Annotated in this window: 13 protein-coding genes; 6 read left to right on the top strand and 7 right to left on the bottom strand. The window is 29.3% G+C overall.

What is annotated here, in order from left to right; genetic code table 11:
- The first annotated feature begins 8 nt into the window (after positions 1-8).
- A complete protein-coding gene (gene rplQ, locus GYM73_RS07405; RefSeq protein WP_160541871.1) occupies positions 9-521 on the top strand; it encodes a 50S ribosomal protein L17 in 513 nt (170 codons plus the stop codon).
- Between the two features lie 540 nt (positions 522-1,061).
- Here the strand turns inward: rplQ and GYM73_RS07400 are convergent.
- Both GYM73_RS07400 and folK read right to left on the bottom strand, forming a co-directional pair.
- A complete protein-coding gene (locus GYM73_RS07400) occupies positions 1,062-2,483 on the bottom strand; it encodes an OmpA family protein (protein ID WP_160541872.1) in 1,422 nt (473 codons plus the stop codon).
- 94 nt (positions 2,484-2,577) lie between these two features.
- Complete coding sequence (gene folK / locus GYM73_RS07395) at positions 2,578-2,988, bottom strand: 2-amino-4-hydroxy-6-hydroxymethyldihydropteridine diphosphokinase (protein ID WP_160541873.1); 411 nt, start codon at positions 2,986-2,988, stop codon at positions 2,578-2,580.
- Between the two features lie 31 nt (positions 2,989-3,019).
- On the opposite strand from folK, the gene sppA reads away from it, so the two are divergent.
- The 5 genes from sppA (at position 3,020) to GYM73_RS07370 (ending at position 10,595) form a co-directional block, all read left to right on the top strand.
- Positions 3,020-4,786: a signal peptide peptidase SppA gene (gene sppA / locus GYM73_RS07390; RefSeq protein ID WP_220233450.1), complete on the top strand. Its 1,767-nt coding sequence runs from the start codon at positions 3,020-3,022 to the stop codon at positions 4,784-4,786.
- Positions 4,787-4,939: 153 nt separating this feature from the next.
- Complete coding sequence (locus tag GYM73_RS07385; RefSeq protein ID WP_055425343.1) at positions 4,940-5,968, top strand: rod shape-determining protein; 1,029 nt, start codon at positions 4,940-4,942, stop codon at positions 5,966-5,968.
- Positions 5,969-5,996: 28 nt separating this feature from the next.
- Positions 5,997-6,824: a rod shape-determining protein MreC gene (gene mreC, locus GYM73_RS07380; protein ID WP_105298110.1), complete on the top strand. Its 828-nt coding sequence runs from the start codon at positions 5,997-5,999 to the stop codon at positions 6,822-6,824.
- 514 nt (positions 6,825-7,338) lie between these two features.
- Positions 7,339-9,357, top strand: a complete 2,019-nt coding sequence (locus tag GYM73_RS07375; RefSeq protein ID WP_255570954.1) for a penicillin-binding transpeptidase domain-containing protein — start codon at positions 7,339-7,341, stop codon at positions 9,355-9,357.
- Positions 9,358-9,359: 2 nt separating this feature from the next.
- Entirely contained in the window at positions 9,360-10,595 is a 1,236-nt protein-coding gene (locus GYM73_RS07370; protein ID WP_220233449.1) for a M50 family metallopeptidase, read from the top strand.
- 13 nt (positions 10,596-10,608) lie between these two features.
- Here the strand turns inward: GYM73_RS07370 and recG are convergent, their stop codons facing one another.
- The 5 genes from recG to clpX all read right to left on the bottom strand — a co-directional run bounded on the left by recG (position 10,609) and on the right by clpX (position 17,772).
- Entirely contained in the window at positions 10,609-12,711 is a 2,103-nt protein-coding gene (recG, locus tag GYM73_RS07365) for an ATP-dependent DNA helicase RecG (protein WP_220233448.1), read from the bottom strand.
- 132 nt (positions 12,712-12,843) lie between these two features.
- The gene (locus tag GYM73_RS07360) at positions 12,844-14,163 is read right to left on the bottom strand and encodes a TlpA disulfide reductase family protein (RefSeq protein ID WP_220233447.1); all 1,320 of its coding nucleotides are present in this window, start codon (positions 14,161-14,163) and stop codon (positions 12,844-12,846) included.
- A 52-nt stretch (positions 14,164-14,215) separates the two neighbouring features.
- The gene (locus tag GYM73_RS07355; RefSeq protein WP_160541878.1) at positions 14,216-14,476 is read right to left on the bottom strand and encodes a hypothetical protein; all 261 of its coding nucleotides are present in this window, start codon (positions 14,474-14,476) and stop codon (positions 14,216-14,218) included.
- Positions 14,477-14,491: 15 nt separating this feature from the next.
- Positions 14,492-16,474: a T9SS type A sorting domain-containing protein gene (locus tag GYM73_RS07350; RefSeq protein WP_220233446.1), complete on the bottom strand. Its 1,983-nt coding sequence runs from the start codon at positions 16,472-16,474 to the stop codon at positions 14,492-14,494.
- A gap of 101 nt (positions 16,475-16,575) precedes the next feature.
- Positions 16,576-17,772: an ATP-dependent Clp protease ATP-binding subunit ClpX gene (gene clpX / locus GYM73_RS07345; RefSeq protein ID WP_220233445.1), complete on the bottom strand. Its 1,197-nt coding sequence runs from the start codon at positions 17,770-17,772 to the stop codon at positions 16,576-16,578.
- Between the last annotated feature and the right edge of the window lie 97 nt (positions 17,773-17,869).

The following is a 17,869-nucleotide window of genomic DNA, read 5'->3' as shown; positions in this document are numbered from 1 at the left end:
AAGAAATCATGAGACACGGAAAAAAGTTTAATCATTTAGGGAGAACTGCATCACATCGTAAAGCTATGCTTTCCAATATGGCTACTTCCCTTATTCTTCATAAAAGAATTAACACAACTGTTGCTAAGGCTAAAGCATTAAGAACGTATATAGAACCATTATTAACTAAATCTAAAGAAGACACTACTCATAATAGAAGAACGGTTTTTAGTTATCTTCAGAGTAAAGAGGCGGTTACTGAATTATTTAGAACAGTAGCAACCAAAATTTCTTCTAGAAATGGTGGGTATTGTAGAATAATTAAAACTGGTTTTAGGCTAGGAGATGGTGCAGATACAGCTCTTATTGAATTAGTGGATTTTAATGAAACCTATAATTCAGGAGAATCTAATAAAAAAGTAACTAGAAGAAGTCGTCGTTCAACTAAAAAGGCGGATTCTGCAGAATCAACATCTGAAGCTGTAGTTAATGAAACTAGTGAAGTTGAATCTGAGAATAAATCAGATGAAACAAAAGAATAAAAAATAAATTCAATTTAAAAAAAAGCAGGTTTTTAAACCTGCTTTTTTATTTTATACTTATCGCTTTTTACTTACATAGATTTACAAATCGATTAATTATAGATCAACATATTAGTATCTATTCATTAAAGACTTATATATAATAGATAAAATAATTAATTGAAACTATATTATTATTTATAAACGTTTAAATATGACAGTATTTCAATAAAATAGATTAAAAGGTCTTTTACATTAATAATAAATTAAATTTTATTAAAATAAAATACTCTATGCAGGTCCAAACTGAATGTTTAATGTAATATTTTTATTTATTTAAATAATTTCACTTATAAATAATAAAATCATGCTTTATATGTGGTTTTTAAAGTTTTAAAAATTGTTTTAAAAATTGTTTTAAAAATTGTTTTAAATACTTAAAAACAACTAATTATTTTATATAAATAGTAAATAAATATAACTTTGAAGTAGTAGGTTTTAAATATTATTAAATAAAAAAAGCCTCTTATATAAGAGGCTTTTTTTATATCATTAGTTTTTTTATTCTGCAGAATCAAGTAATTTGAAAACCACTCTTCTGTTTTCTTTATTTTTCCATTCAGGACATTTAGAAGCAGGTTTACATTCAGGATATTTAGGGTTAGTGAATCCCATACCTTTACCTGTTAATTGATAAGGAGGCACACCTTTAGAAACTAAATATTTAATCACAGAAGTTACTCTTCTTTTTGATAGATTAAGATTGTAAGCATCTGTTCCTCTAGCATCAGTGTGTCCTTCAACTAAAAATCTTGTACCTTGACCGTATTTAATTATAATATCTGCTACTTGATCTAAAATAGGTTGCGATTCTAAGAGAATTTTGTCTGAATCAAGATTAAATTGGATACCTCCCATTGTAGCAATTAATGGATTAATAGCATCCTCAGCAAGTTTTTGCGGTTCAGGACATCCATCGTTTGATGCAGGACCAGGGAAAGTAGGACATTTATCATATAAGTCTATAATGCCATCCATATCTACGTCTAATGCTCTACCGGAACCATCAACACGAGCACCTTTAGGAGTGTCTAATTCTCTATCCCAATCATCACAAACACCGTCATCATCTTTATCACCAAATACGCAAACTTCTAATTGTTGTTGACTTGCTACATCATTGATTTTTGTAAACATTTCACGTAATGGATCAACCCAACCTAAATATTCATTATGTTTTCCTATTTTATAGGTAACACCTAAAGATGTTGTTAAAAAATTATCGGATTTACCACCTTTATGCAATTCGGCATAGTGTCCGTTATTACCGGACCCATCAAATAGTTCATCACCGGTGATTACATACATAGCTCTTAAAGATGCATCCCATCTTTTATTAATTTTATATGTTAATCCGGTACCTACCTGAGCAAATATAGACTTAAGTCCCATATCTTCATCAGCCATAGTTTCATAAACGGTTGAACCTTTTTCAATAAATTTAGTTTTAGCTTTATATTGTATTGTTCCTAAACCGGCATATGTATGTAGTGCCCATCTGTAAGGAGATCTGTTATCAATTCTTCTAAATAAAGAAGAAACGTTTAAATCTCCTAAAACGCTTAATGCGAAATAATTAGTTTTAGCATCTACTTTATTTGAACCATATCCTTGCTTAGTTTCACCAAACTGACCTAATAAACTTAATCCAAAGACATGTGAAATTTGTTTATTTATCGAAGCTTGAAAATCATATCCAACTCTCCATTTGCTAGATGCCCCGTTATCTATAGAGGTAAAGTCAGATGTAATTAACCACGGAACACCTCCATATATAGATACAGACCAGTCATTAAATTGCTTTTGATCATTAGTAAATTTTACATAATCATCAGTGAAATTACTACTATCTACATTTTGAGCTTGTACATTTAAGCATGTACAAATAACTGCAAGTAAAAATAGAATACATTTTTTATTCATAACTATAATTAATTAGTAAGTATATTAAGTCTTCTCCTATACAAAATGATTGAAGGTTGTAAAATTATCAAAATTTTTTAAATAAAAAAATATATTAAACCAGTTCATATAAAATTTTTTTAGAAAAATTTCTTTTTGAAATATGATTAATATGAGGTATATTTAAAGAAGTGGAGTAATATGTTATAGAATTAAAATATATTATATCAATATCTATAGTTCTATCCTCATATTTTCCGCTAAAATAACTGTCATTAATTCTACCTAATGATCTTTCAATTTCTTTAATAGATTTTAAAAGTTTAATAGGGGACAAATCGGTACTAACGATAATTCCAATATTTAGATAAGTATTTGACGAATAATAATCTTCAGGTTCAGATTCAATTAATTTGGTTTTTTTCAAAATTGAACCAATTTTGGAATCTATTAAATTTATAGCTGATGATATATTATTTTTTTTATTTCCTAAATTGCTGCCTAGTAACAAAGTAACCTTATTCATCTACTAATTAATTATTTGTTAATAGAAAGAAATGAAAAAATTTATCATTCAAGTATTGGCAACCGTTGTTGGTATTGTGTTGTTAACCAGTATAGTTGTATTTAGCTTGATTTTAATAAATATTATAGCATTTATTCCATCTAAATTTGTTGTTAAAGATAAATCAATTTTAGAAATAAATCTAAGCAATTCCATTTTGGAATCCTCAAATGATCGAGAAGTACCAATTTCACTATTAAATAATGTTAAGCATGTTTATTTAAAAGATATTTTAGATGTAATAAATCATGCTAAAACAGATGATAAAATAGAAGGAATAAGTCTTAAATTATCCAATATAAATGCCGGATACTCTCAAATAGCAGAAATTCGTCAAGCCTTGCTAAATTTTAAAGAAAGTAAAAAGTTTATATACTCATATAGTAATGAATGTGATCAAAGATCATATTATTTATCTTCTGTGGCCGATTCTCTATACGTTAATCCAAATGCAAGTATAGAATTGGCAGGTTTATCTGCAGAAGTTTTATTTTATAAAAATTTAGGACAAAAGTTTGGAGTAAATTTTGAAGTTATAAGACACGGTAAATATAAATCAGCCGTTGAACCGTATCTTAGAGATAATCTTTCAGAAGAAAATAGATATCAGTTAAAAAATTTGTTACAGAATTTTTGGAATAAAATATCATCTGATATAATCTCTTCAAGAAAAATTACTAACGAGAGTTTAAATAATTCTGTAGATAGTTTATATGGTTTTATTCCGGAATTAGCATATAAAAATAGATTAGTAGATAGGTTGATCTATGAATCCCAATATGATAATTTAATTAAGAAGAGATTAGGTTTGACAGATGAGGATTCCATTAATAAAATATCTTTGGAACAATATAAAGAATTTACCGAAGATGTTTCATTTATTAATGATAAAATAGCCATATTATATGCATCAGGACAAATATATACAGGTAAAGGAGACACAGAGGTTTACTCCAAAACGTTTATCAATCTTATTAATGAAATAAAAAATGATGATGATATTAAAGCAGTAGTTTTACGAGTAAATTCACCTGGTGGAAGCGCTAATGCTTCTGCTGAAATTTTGTATGAATTATATGAGCTAAAAAAGAAAAAAGCTTTAATAGTATCATTTAGTGATATAGCAGCCTCTGGAGGATATTATATTTCTATGGCTGCTGATAAAATTTATGCCCAAGATAACACACTAACAGGATCCATAGGCGTTTTAGGCATGATCCCGGATGTTAAAAAATTAGCCAATACTATTGGCATTACTTCAGACTATGTTTCCACAAATACAAACTCAAAATATTACTCAATTACTCAGGGAACATCTCAAGGATTTAAAGAAATAATGAATAAGGGGATTAATATAACATATAATAAATTTGTTAATGAAGTAATGAAGGGTAGACATATGACCTATGCTCAAGTAGATTCGGTGGGACAAGGTAGAATATGGAGCGGAAGGGATGCATTAGAAAAGGGTTTGGTAGATGAAATTGGCGGATTCAATGAGGCAATTGAATATGCTGCAAAAAAAGCAGGGGTCACATCCTATAATTTAGTTTCCTATCCCGAAGAAAAAACCAATTGGGATCTTATAGTAAATATGTTTACCTCTGATGACAATGATTTGAATCAATCGGGTATAATAGAAAACCTTATTAAATATGAATTAGGTAAGGATCATTATAAATTATATCAAAAAATAAAAAATATAGAAAGTAATCAAGGAATAATGTACTTAATGCCGTATGATGTAGAAATTAAATAACGGATAAAAAGTCTTGAATAAAAATATTCTAACTAATATATCATTTTCAATAAAGATGTTATATCTTTGCAAAACTTAAAAGTTTGAGAAAAGTATTTTTATAATTTTTTCGAGAATTTATTCAACCAAATAGTACAATTATTTAAAAGTTAAATGGGATTATTTGATTTTCTTACACAAGAAATAGCAATTGATTTGGGTACAGCAAATACCCTAATCATTCATAATAATAAAGTAGTAGTAGACAGTCCTTCTATAGTAGCTATAGATAGAAGGACCATGAAGCCTATTGCAGTCGGAGAGATAGCTAAGCAAATGCAGGGGAAAACGCATGATGATATAAAAACTATTAGGCCTCTAAAAGATGGTGTAATAGCTGATTTTGGCGCGTCCGAGCATATGATCAGGGAATTTATAAAACAAATTCCGGGAATAAAAGGAAAAATTTTTAATCCTTCATTGAGGATGGTTATTTGTATTCCTTCAGGTATTACAGAAGTTGAAAAAAGAGCAGTAAAAGATTCTGCAGCTAAAGTAAATGCTAAGGATGTAAAATTAATTTATGAGCCTATGGCTGCAGCCATAGGGGTTGGTATTGATGTTACACAGCCTAAAGGTAATATGATTATAGACATAGGGGGAGGAACTACTGAAATAGCAGTTATAGCTTTGGGAGGAATTGTTTGTGATAACTCTATTAAAATTGCAGGAGACGTATTTAATAATGATATCTTATATTATTTAAGAACTCATCATAATTTGTTTATCGGAGAAAAAACAGCAGAACACATTAAAATGGAGGTAGGTTCAGGACTTGAAGAACTGGATAATCCGCCTGAAGATCTACCAGTTCAAGGTAGAGATTTAATTACCGGTAAACCTAAAGAAATTATGGTTAATTATAAAGAAATGGCCAGAGCTCTAGATAAATCAATTTTAAGAATCGAAGATGCTATCATGGAAACTTTATCAAGAACACCTCCTGAATTGTCTGCAGATATCTATAATACCGGTATATATTTAGCAGGAGGAGGGGCTTTACTTAGAGGTCTCGATCAAAGAATAGGAAGGAAAACAGGATTACCTGTTTTCATAGCTGACGATCCATTGAGAGCAGTTGTGAGAGGTACTGGAATTGCACTAAAAAATATTGAAAAATTTGAGAATTTTTTAATCAAATAATAAATTATTCTTAAGATAAAACTTATTAATGTCTGTATTGATAAATTTTCTATCAAAAAATAGTAGATTTCTGCTATTTCTATTTTTGCAGATATTAGCTCTTTTTTTTACGTTTAACAGAAATGTTTATCATAATTCGATACTAGAAGAAAAAATAATTTCATTCACCGGTTATGTAGATTCTAAAATATCTTATTTAACGTACTATATAAATCTCAAAAAGGAAAATGAACGTCTAATAGAAGAGAATAAAGAATATAGAAATAAATTTCTAGGAAAAACGGGAAAAATTAAGCCTGAGTTTTTTGCTATGTTAGATTCTACAAAATATAAGCAAAAATATTATTATACAACTGCTGATATAATATCAAACTCAATTACAAGGTCAAATAATTATTTAATTATAGATCGAGGGACAGATCAAGGTGTGAGTCCGGAAATGGGCGTTGTTACCTCAACCGGAGTTGTAGGAATGATTATCAATTGTACGAAAAATTATTCCAAAGTTATTTCCATTCTTAATAGGAATACCAGGATAAATGCCAGATTAAAATCAAGTAAATATTACGGTACATTATTATGGCAGGGAGAAGATCCCAGAATCATGCATTTATCAGATATACCTAAATATGTAGGTGTAAAGATAGGAGATACTATTGAAACGGATGGAAAATCTAAAATATATCCGGAAGGTATATTAATTGGAAGAGTGAGCAGTAAATCCATAGATGAGGAGACCGGTAATTGGAATATTTCAGTTGAATTATTTCAAGATATGGGAAATATACAAAAAGTATATGTAGTGGATAAACTGGATAGAGAAGAAATTAAAAGTTTGAAAGATTCTATAAATTAATAATGCTTAACAGATACACATTAATAAATCTCATCTTAATTCCCACCTTACTATTATTGCAAGTTTTTGTATTTAATAACATCTATTTTTTCCATAAATATAATCCTATCATATATATTATTTGGATCATTTTTTATCCATATGACAAATCTTTTAATTATCTGTTTCTAATTTTTTCATTCCTTTTGGGATTTGGAATTGATTGTTTTATGGACACCGGAGGCGTTAATGCTTTCTCATCCGTATTAATTTCTTTTATAAGAAATACAGTACTTCGATATATCTCAGATTTAGATCGAGAAATGAAAATATTAAACTTTTCAGATTTAAATTTCCTTCAATTACTATCGTATATAATAATAATTATATTAATTCACCATTTAAGTCTTTTTATTTTAGAAAGTTTTAAAATATCTATGATATTAGATGTAGTAGAAGACGCTCTTATAACATCAGTATTTTCATTTTTATTTATCATTATAATTTACGCTTTCTTTAAAAATAAGATTGGATAGTGAAAAAATTTCAGATTATAATAGGGGTGTTGATTTTCTTAGCGTTACTGTTTATCGCGCGTATATCCTACCTACAATTATTTACAGAAAAATATAAGCTTAACGCAGCAAATACTTCAATAAAAGCAGAATATCAAATTCCATTACGGGGATATATAATGGACAGAAACGGTAAAATATTAGTAGGAAATACTCCTTCCTATGAGTTGACTTTTACCCAATCCCAGATGGAAAAAAATTTTGATACTTTAGGTTTTTGCAAATTAGTTAATATTTCGAAAGCTGATTTTATAAAAAAAATCAAAAGTATTAAATCAAATAAGAAAATTTACAATAACCTGGTTCCTATGACCTTTATGAAAGGTCTGACTAGTGAAGATTTAGCCAGAATACAAGAAAAACTTTTTAAATATAATGCATTTTCAATTGTTCGAACTCCTGAAAGAAATTACTTGGTCCATTCTGCAGGAAACATATTGGGTTATATTAATGAAGTTAATGAAAAGTATATAAAATCTGATTCATCCTATTACATGCCCGGTAATTTAGCTGGTATGACAGGAGTAGAAAAATCGTATGAAAAATATTTACGAGGAATAAAAGGAATTAAATATATACAAAAAGACAGAAGATTAAGAAGTATAGGCTCATATAAGGATGGAGAGTATGACCAGCAAATGCATAGTGGTAAAGATATAACACTCTCAATTGACTATGATTTACAAAATCTGGCAGAAAAATTGTTAGTTAATAAAAGAGGCGGTATAGTAGCTTTGGATCCCAATAATGGAGAAATATTGGTTATGGCCTCAGCTCCTGTTATTGATCCGTCAGTATTTGTAGGAAGAGATAAGAATAAACATATATATGCTCTTCAAATGGATTCAATGAATAAGCCAATGTTTGATCGAGCGGCTCAAGCAGCATATCCTCCAGGATCTACTTTTAAATTGATAAATGGTTTAGCTGCTTTACAAATGGGAGTAATAGATGAAAAAACAACCTTTATATGTAAACATGGTTTTCATTATGGAAACAGGAAGATAGGTTGCCACTGTGGGTATTTTTACACTCCTATTGCTATGGATAAAGCTATTCAAAAATCATGTAATAATTTCTTTGCAGAGGCTTACGTAAGAATACTTAACAAGTATCCGGGTAACATTGAAAAAAGTATTGATGAATGGAGTGATATAGTTAAAAGTTTTGCCGTCGGCGAATTTATGCATAATGATTTAGCAGTGGGAAGTAAAGGAAATATTCCGGATGCTAATTATTATAATAGACGTTACGGAAAGGATAAATGGAATATCTATACTATAATTTCGAATTCAATAGGGCAAGGTGAAGTTTTGGCCACTCCATTACAAATCGCAAATTATACGGCTGTTATTGCCAACAGAGGATTTTTTTACACCCCTCATATTGTAAAAGCTATAGATGGAAAACCGATAACAGACCCTCAATTTACTGTACCCAAACAAGTAAAAGTCGAGAAAAAATATTTCGATATTGTTAATAAGGGAATGAGTATGGTAGTTTTGTCGGGTACGGGTCATAGGATTTTTACCAATACATTTAGTCAGGAAGGAAAAACAGGTACTTCGCAAAATCCTCATGGAAAAGATCATTCCATATTTGTCTTAATAGCTCCCGTAGATAAACCAAAAATAGCAATTGCTGTAGTCGTTGAAAATGGAGGTTTTGGAGCAACTTATGCCGGACCCATGGCCTCTCTACTTGCAGAAAAATATCTTACCGGAACCATTGAAAGAAAATCAATGGAGGAAAGCATCATAAAATCTGATTTCAGTAATGAATATTTGAGACAATGGAACGATTATTTAAAAAGAACAGGAAAATATGTTCCAAATAATTTACCTCAAGCTTTAAAAGATAGTATAAATAAGATTAATTCGAATAAAAAACTATCCTTAAAAGAAAAGCAACGATTAATACAACATATAATTAATCAGGGAGAAGCAGCAAAAAAATTAGATAATTTTATTGGTGATTAAAAATGAATAAAATTTTTAGGGGAGTAGATGGTTTAATGTTATTTTTATATTTGCTTATAGCCTTATTTGGTATCGCAAATATATACAGCGTTGATAGTTCTAGTGGTACTAAACAATTCATCTGGCTGTTAATATCTTTAACAGTAGGAACTTCAACCTTTCTTGTTCGTCCTAAATTTTTTGAGAATTTTGCGGGCTTATTTTACTTATTTGGCTTATGTCTACTTACCGGTGTTTTATTGTTTGGAAGCTATGTTAACGGAGCTAAAGCCTGGTATCGAATTGGAGGTTTCAGTTTACAACCGGTAGAATTAGCTAAAATTTCTACAGCATTAATGTTAGCTAATTACGTAGATTCTCCTAATTTTAATATTAAAAATAATCAATCATTAGGAATTGCATTTCTAATTATATTTATTCCCATAGTATTAATTTTGCTGCAACCCGATGTTGGATCCATTTTAGTGTTTACTGCTTATTTTATCGCATTATATAGAGAAGGAATGACGGGCTGGTTGTTTATCATTGGTTTTTATTTTGCTATTTTATTTCTGACTTCCATCTGGATTCCATCATGGATCGTTATTTTAATATTAACACTTTTACTGTTTCTATTATTATTCTTGCTTAGAAAGAAAATTAAATGGAATCAACACTTTAACATTCTATTTATCATAGTATTTGTTCTAATATCAAGTGTTATAAGCATATCCTCACCGTTTATATTCGAGCATTTACCAAAGCATCAAAAAGAAAGAATATTAGTACTATACGAAGGAGAAAAAAAATACAGAGATACCGCAGGATATAATTTGCTTTATTCTAAAACAGCCATAGGATCGGGAGGTTTCTGGGGTAAAGGATATAAACAAGGTAGTGTTACAGCAGGTAAATTTGTACCGGAGCAACAGACTGACTATATATTTTGTACAGTGGGCGAAGAATGGGGATTTGTAGGATGTACCCTATTGATCGGGCTTTATACTTGTTTAATAGCAAGAATATATTATTTGGCAGAAACACAGAAAAGCGCATTCTCCAGAGTTATGGGATATTCATTAGCGTCCATATTATTTATGCATTTTTTAATTAATATAGGAATGGTAATCGGATTGTTTCCAACCGTAGGAATCCCATTACCTTTCTTTAGTTATGGGGGCAGTTCACTATTAGGATTTTCTTTATTTATTTTTATATTCTTGCGCTTGAATTATTCTGACAAAAATAGTCTTATCTAGATATCCAGTAGTATTAACTAATTTTTGACCATTTAATTTTATTCTTATGATATTTTAAGAAGAATTTTCTTATAGCTTGATTTTTTTCCTTTGTAAGATCAGGATCATCTTGTAATAAATGATCTACACAGGATTTAGATAATGATACTATTACCTTATCATGAATCAAATCTGTTTTTTTAAAATCAATGGTACCGCTTTGCTGAGTTCCTAAAATATTACCGGGCCCTCTTAATTCCAAATCCACTTCAGATATTCTAAATCCGTCGTTTGTTTCACACATTGTTTTAATCCTTTTCTGTGCATCATTCGATAGCTCTGATTTGGTCATCAAAATGCAATATGATTGTTCAGCACCTCTACCCACTCTTCCTCTTAATTGATGCAATTGAGATAATCCGAATTTCTCTGCACTTTCAATAACCATGACACTTGCATTCGGAACATTTACGCCCACCTCAATAACAGTAGTGGCAATCATAATTTGCGTCTGATTATTGACAAATCGTTGCATCTCATATTCTTTATCCGCTGCTTTCATTTTCCCGTGTACGATGCTTATTTGATAATCAGGCATTGGGAAATCTCTGACTATACTTTCATATCCATCCATAAGATCTTTATAATCAAGACTTTCACTTTCTTCTATAAGGGGATATACAATATATACTTGTCTGCCTTTTTTAATTTCATTTTTAAGAAAACCAAAAACGGATAGCCTGTTTGAATCTGTTCTATGATAGGTTTTAATTTCTTTCCTTCCACTTGGTAATTCATCAATTATAGATACATCCAAATCACTATAATAACTCATGGCCAATGTTCTCGGTATAGGAGTAGCTGTCATCACTAATATATGAGGAGGTATCGAATTTTTTCCCCACAATCGAGAGCGTTGTTCAACTCCAAACCGATGTTGTTCATCAATTATAGCTAAACCTAAATTTTTAAATTGTACTTTTTCTTCAAGTAAAGCATGTGTACCCACCAATATATTTATTTTTCCCGACAGTAATTCTTGATGAATTAGTTTTCTTTCCGAGGTTGAAGTTGATCCCGTTAATAGATGGACAGAAATATTCATTTCATCAACCAATTCACAAATGCTTTTATAATGTTGAACGGCTAAAATTTCGGTGGGAGCAATCATACAAGCTTGAAATCCATTATCAATAGCTAAAAGCATGGATAAGAGAGCGACCATCGTCTTTCCACTGCCTACATCACCTTGCAATAACCTATTCATTTGAATATTTCGGCTAAGGTCTTTACGAATTTCTTTAATTACTTTTTTTTGAGCATTTGTTAATTGGAACGGAAGATGAAAATTATAAAATTCATTAAAATGATGTCCGACATTAGAAAAAGGATTTCCTAAATTTATACGTTGTCTATGAATTTTTTGTAATCCAAAACCAAGTTGAAAAAAAAACATTTCTTCAAATTTCAACCTGTATTCGGCCTGTTGTAATTCAACGTAAGAATTTGGAAAATGAATTTGTTGATAAGCTTTTTTACGAGAAATTAATTTATAATTTACTAAAATTTCTTGCGATAAGTTTTCCTCTATTTGATCATCAATAGCGACTAAAATTTCCCTAATTGATTTTTTAAAAAAACGTTGATTGATCCCTCTTTTTTGTAATTTTTCCGAGTTTGAATAAATTGGTTCTAAAACTATAGGAGCTAGTTTTGCATCATTCATTTTTTCAATTTCCGGATGCGCAAGGGTTAATTTTCCATTAAAAGCATTTACTTTACCAAATATTAAAACTTCTTCATGTAAGGGAATGCTTTTTACTAACCAATTCGTTACATTGAACCAAATAAGTTCTAATTTTCCGGTACTATCTTCAAATATACCGGACAATCTGCTTTTCTTATTTAAAGTTGTTTCTTTTAAAGATATTATTTTACCTCTTAATTGAATTTCAGCTGAAGAAGAGCCTAGTTGATTTACTTTATAAATTTTACTTTTATCTACATATCTAAAAGGAAAATAATTAAGTAAATCCTCGCATGAGTGAATATTAAGCTGCTTTTTTAATAAGTTCGCTTTTTCAGTTCCTATACCTTTAACATATTCAATAGAAGATTGAAGATATAATGCACTCATATTACAAAATTAAGAAACTGATCTTACTATAACTAGCAATAGAGATATAAATTAAATGAAATTTACTATTTAAAGAAAACACATAAGAAGGGAATTATTCCCTTCTTACGTGAAAGAATATATTTGAGTATCTTATTTAATTAAATTATTGATATCAGATATTTTAGAAGTAATTTTTAAAATTTTATTTTTTTGATCTACTAAAATTAGAGTAGGGGTACCGGTTATATTTAGTTCTTTTACAAATTTACTATCCCAGTATATTAAATCTGAATCGTTTAACCATGAAGTTTCTTTAATAGCATTTTGCCAATCCTCTTTGTTATAATCAACAGAAAGGGCTATAATTTCTCCACCCGATTTTTTAAAATTTTCGTAAAACTGTTTAACATATGGCATTTCTTGTTGGCAATGACTACACCAAGAAGCCCATACCATAATTAATTTATATTTAGTTTTAATGTCATATAAATACGTATACTTATCGTTTAATTTATGCGTAAATTTTATGTTTGGAATTATTTTTCCTTCCTTTATAGAATTATTGTCTTGAATTGTTTTTTTAAGTTCCGCACTTATTTCGCATGTTAGTGATTCAGCTCTTTTCATATATTTATCAGTAAGATTTACTAAACCATATCCATTTAGAAAATTGATAGTTGCGGATAATATCTCTTGTCCCCTGCTTGTTTCTTCACCAACTTCATCCAATAAAACTTCTATAGCTTTATCAATTTTATTTTCCCAATCTTTTTGAGAAGTGGCTCCCATTGCAGACAGTTTAAAATAATTATATAAAAGAGATTTACCTACACCGGAAGTTTCAAATTGTTGTCCGGCATTTTTAAAATGATCTAAAATTAAATTTTTATTAGAAATAGCATCGCCGTTTCCTATTTCAGTGTTTTTAATTAGATCTGAAGTTTTTAAATAATAGGATAAAAATGGAAATTCTGAAATATCAGGTTCATTCATTTCAGATATTCTTTGAATTTCATTATTTAAGGGTAAATAAAAATCGTCTTTAGAATTATAATAAAAATTTATATTTTGTAATTGAGGAAGAATAGAATTTTTTTTAATGTCATAGTTTAAATAATTTTGATAACGTTCATTAATTTGATTACCCGGTATATTTATAATAAATTCATCATTTGTAGTAATTGATGCGCTAAAATCTATATCGGTATTATCAGAAATGAATATGTAATTCTTCTTGGCATCCAGTAATGAAATTTCAATTATACCGGTATAATTATCTTTAACAGGAATTGAAAAAGATCCATTTGAATTTGTAGTTATGTTTCCTATTAAAATATCATCAAATGCTCTATCTATTTTTACTAATATTCTTTTATTAGAATAATTGGCAATAGTACCTTTAAAAGTAAATTGAGCTTGAGCTATTAAGCTTATTAGAGCTAATAAGAATGTAATTGAAATTTTTTTCATAAAAAAAGCCTTGTTATTTATTTAACAAGGCTAATTTATGAAATTTAAATCTTTATATAGATTTAATTCTTTTCTTTTTAAAGATATAAAACATTATAAAAATAGCACTTATTAATAAAAAAGGCACTATAAAATTAATTGGAGTTGAGTTTGGTTCCATTATACCTATCCCACCACCATAAGCGACTACCTCACCTTCGGCGTTTGGAATCGGAGGTACTTCTTCCGTTTCAACTACAACTTGCAAAATATTGTAAGCAAAAGATTGACTATAAACTAAAGCTATAAATATTATGGAAAACAATTTTTTCATTTCAATTTTACTTTATTATTTAACTATTTTTTTAGTTACTTTCTCACCAGTAATTTGATTAGTCACTACTATAACGTACAAAGATGACGATGTAGTATGAACGGGTAGCAAATAATCATTTTGGGTATCGATATTTGTTTCTGTGGAAATTAACTGACCTAAAACGTTAAATATAGTTACTTCTGCTTTTTTCCAATTTTGATCAAAGTGAATTTTATATTCATTTCCGGTCTTATAAATAGTTGTTAAACCATTTAAAGTAGTAATGTCTTCATTTCCTAAAGTTCCAGGCTCTTTCCAGAAAATTTCAAATCTGTCGTTAGTTGATTCATTAAGAGTTACAGAATAGGAAAAATTGGAATCTATTTCTTTAATAACTTTTAATTGTTTATCATGAAAATAAAATTTTGCATTAGGATTATCAAAGTTAGATTTTCCTTCTTCTTTTATAGGATTCATGTTATACTTAAGTTCTGATTTAAAGGTAAATTCTTTTCCTTTATCCATAGTATTAACAGTTACTCCTACTGGAACAGCAACTTTAGAAGAATTATCCGAGTTAATTACATTAATATATAATTCAGTATCTTCATATCCGGGGTATTTTCCACCATTTATAGATTCCGGTATGGTATAGATATTGGTAGTTACATCATTATCATTTTCTGTATTGGATTTGATTTTGGCTTCAAATTCATTTAATTCTCCGGTGATCAAATTTGGACCGGCTGCAAGATATGTATTACCATAGAAAGTTTTACCGGAAACTAATTCAAGATTTAATTGATATAGATCTTGTGAATTAGATTTTGATCGTGTACCCCATACTTTCCCCTTATTAAATTCATATTTGGATTGTTCAAATGTTTGAGGTTTACTATCTTTATATAAATCAACTTTTACGTAGTCACTTTTCGCTTTGATGAAAAAATTAGTCATTGGAGGGATAATTCTTATATCATCACCAATTAATTTTCCATCATTATCAAATGTAAACATTTGTGTTTTTCCTTCATATCGGGTAGTTCCATCTACAATTTTATTAGTGATTGGTCCATCACTTGCGCCTCCTATTATATTTGGAATTTGATCTTTAAGTAATATAGTTAAGTCAATATTCGAAGTATAAGGATTTACCATACGTAACATCCTATCCCAATATCGGTTTGAATTTAACACTTCATTGGTAGTAGTTTTAGTAAATTTAATAGTGGCAGCAAATGGATCATCCAAATAAGTCCAGTAATATAATCCATAACCATTTTTGGCATTATTCCCAATATTATAGCCTGAAGCAACTCTACTACCTACAGGTATAGATAAGTCTGCTACAGACGCTGTACTTCCGTCAGTAGGTTTAGTGCCCGCAACATAAGGAGTTCCTTGAAATGAAATTATACCATCAAAATTTGATCCGGTATTATACATTTCTTTTCTGAAAGAGTAATATTTTCCGGGAACAAAATTTTCATTTTTTTGAAATGGATCGTATCTAAATCGATCTTCTCTCCATGTAAATAATGGATGACGATTCCATCTAGAGCTATTTCTACAATTATTACCTTCTGAAAATAGAGTACAAATAAGCTCTGGTCTTAGTCTATTGCTAGTTAAATCACCTGAGAAATTATCATAAGTATATTTGATAAAAGGCACACCAAAAAGAACCTCTCCGGAACCATAATCATATAGATGTTTTTGCATAGTAACACCTCCAACAGTACTTTTATTGTTTACGATTATTAATTGACCATAGTTTTTTTCATCGTCATAAGTTATAACAAACTTATTTGGACTTCCATTATTTTTTAGAGTACCTTCTGATATTTTAACATTACCTTTATTAGTAAATACATCAGAACTGTTGTCTATGGTTATATCTCCAGTACTAAATAAAGTCGTACCTGGACTCACAAAGAACTTAGCACCGTTAGTGGTGGTTATTTGTGAATTGCTTGCAATACAACCCAGTACAAAAAGCAAGGGTATAAATTTCATTTTCATTTATTAAGCATTTATTAGTTAAATTTATTTATTAAATATAATATATACTAGTAGTGCAAATATAAATAAAAATATTATTCGCAAGTCTTTTTTTTTTATTTTATTGATTTGTGTTTCGTTAACGCAACAAATTTATCCATATCTATAAGTAAATCTCCGTTATAATTGTCAATATCATAACTAATTTTAGAAAATATGTTTTCTGAGATACTTCGCAACCCTCTTGCCCCTAAACCTAAAATTCTGGTTTCTTTTACAATTTCTTTTAATACTTCATCGGTAATGGAAAGATTGATTCCATCTAATTTAAATAGTGCCTGATATTGTTTGATTATTGCATTTTTAGGCTTAGTAAGAATTTGTAACATAGCCTCATCATCCAATGGCTCTAAATTAGTTATTACAGGGAATCTTCCTAATAGTTCGGGAATAAGTCCGAAAGTTTTTAAATCGGTAACATTTACCTGAGATAAAATGTGTTCTTCTTCAAGTGTCTTTTCATCCGTTTTGCTGAAACCTATCGTGTTTTTATTTAGTCTGTTTGAAATAATTTTATCAATACCTGAAAAAGCTCCTCCTGCAATAAATAAAATATTTTGTGTATTTACTTGAATGTATTTTTGATCGGGGTGTTTTCTGCCGCCTTGAGGAGGAACATTAATAATACTTCCTTCTAAAAGTTTTAATAAAGCTTGTTGCACTCCTTCCCCGGAAACGTCGCGGGTTATACTTGGATTATCGCTTTTTCGACTAATTTTATCTATTTCATCTATAAAGACTATACCTTGTTCAGCCTTTTCAACGTTATAATCAGCAGCTTGTAATAATCGACTTAATATACTTTCAACATCTTCACCCACGTATCCGGCTTCTGTTAAAACAGTTGCATCAACTATAGTAAAAGGAACATCCAAAAGTTTAGCAATTGATTTGGCAATTAGAGTTTTTCCGGTTCCTGTTTCACCAACCATCAATATGTTGGATTTTTCAATTTCAACCTCCCTGTCAACTTCTAAAGAATGTGCTAACCTTTTATAATGATTGTAAACAGCAACAGATAACGTTTTTTTTGCGTTTTCTTGACCTATTACGTATTGATCTAAAAATTCTTTTATTTCTTTAGGTTTTTTTACTTGCAATTCAAAATTGCTGTCGTCTTTAAAATTTTCTTCCTGTACAACAATGTTATGTGCTTGTTCAATACAATCATTGCATATATGTCCGTGAAGTCCGGCAATTAATAGTTGAACTTCAGATTTTTTTCTTCCGCAAAAAGTACATTTTTGTTCCATAAGCTTTAATAAAGCTGATATTAATTTAAAATTCAGGTTTCAAAATTAATTTATTAATTAAAATTGAAACCTGAAAAAATATTTTTTAGTTTATATT

It is taken from the genome of Apibacter sp. ESL0432, from assembly GCF_019469225.1.
Taxonomy (GTDB): domain Bacteria; phylum Bacteroidota; class Bacteroidia; order Flavobacteriales; family Weeksellaceae; genus Apibacter.
The sequence above is the reverse complement of the archived record's forward strand: the minus strand, read 5'-3'. Positions and strand labels throughout refer to the sequence as shown.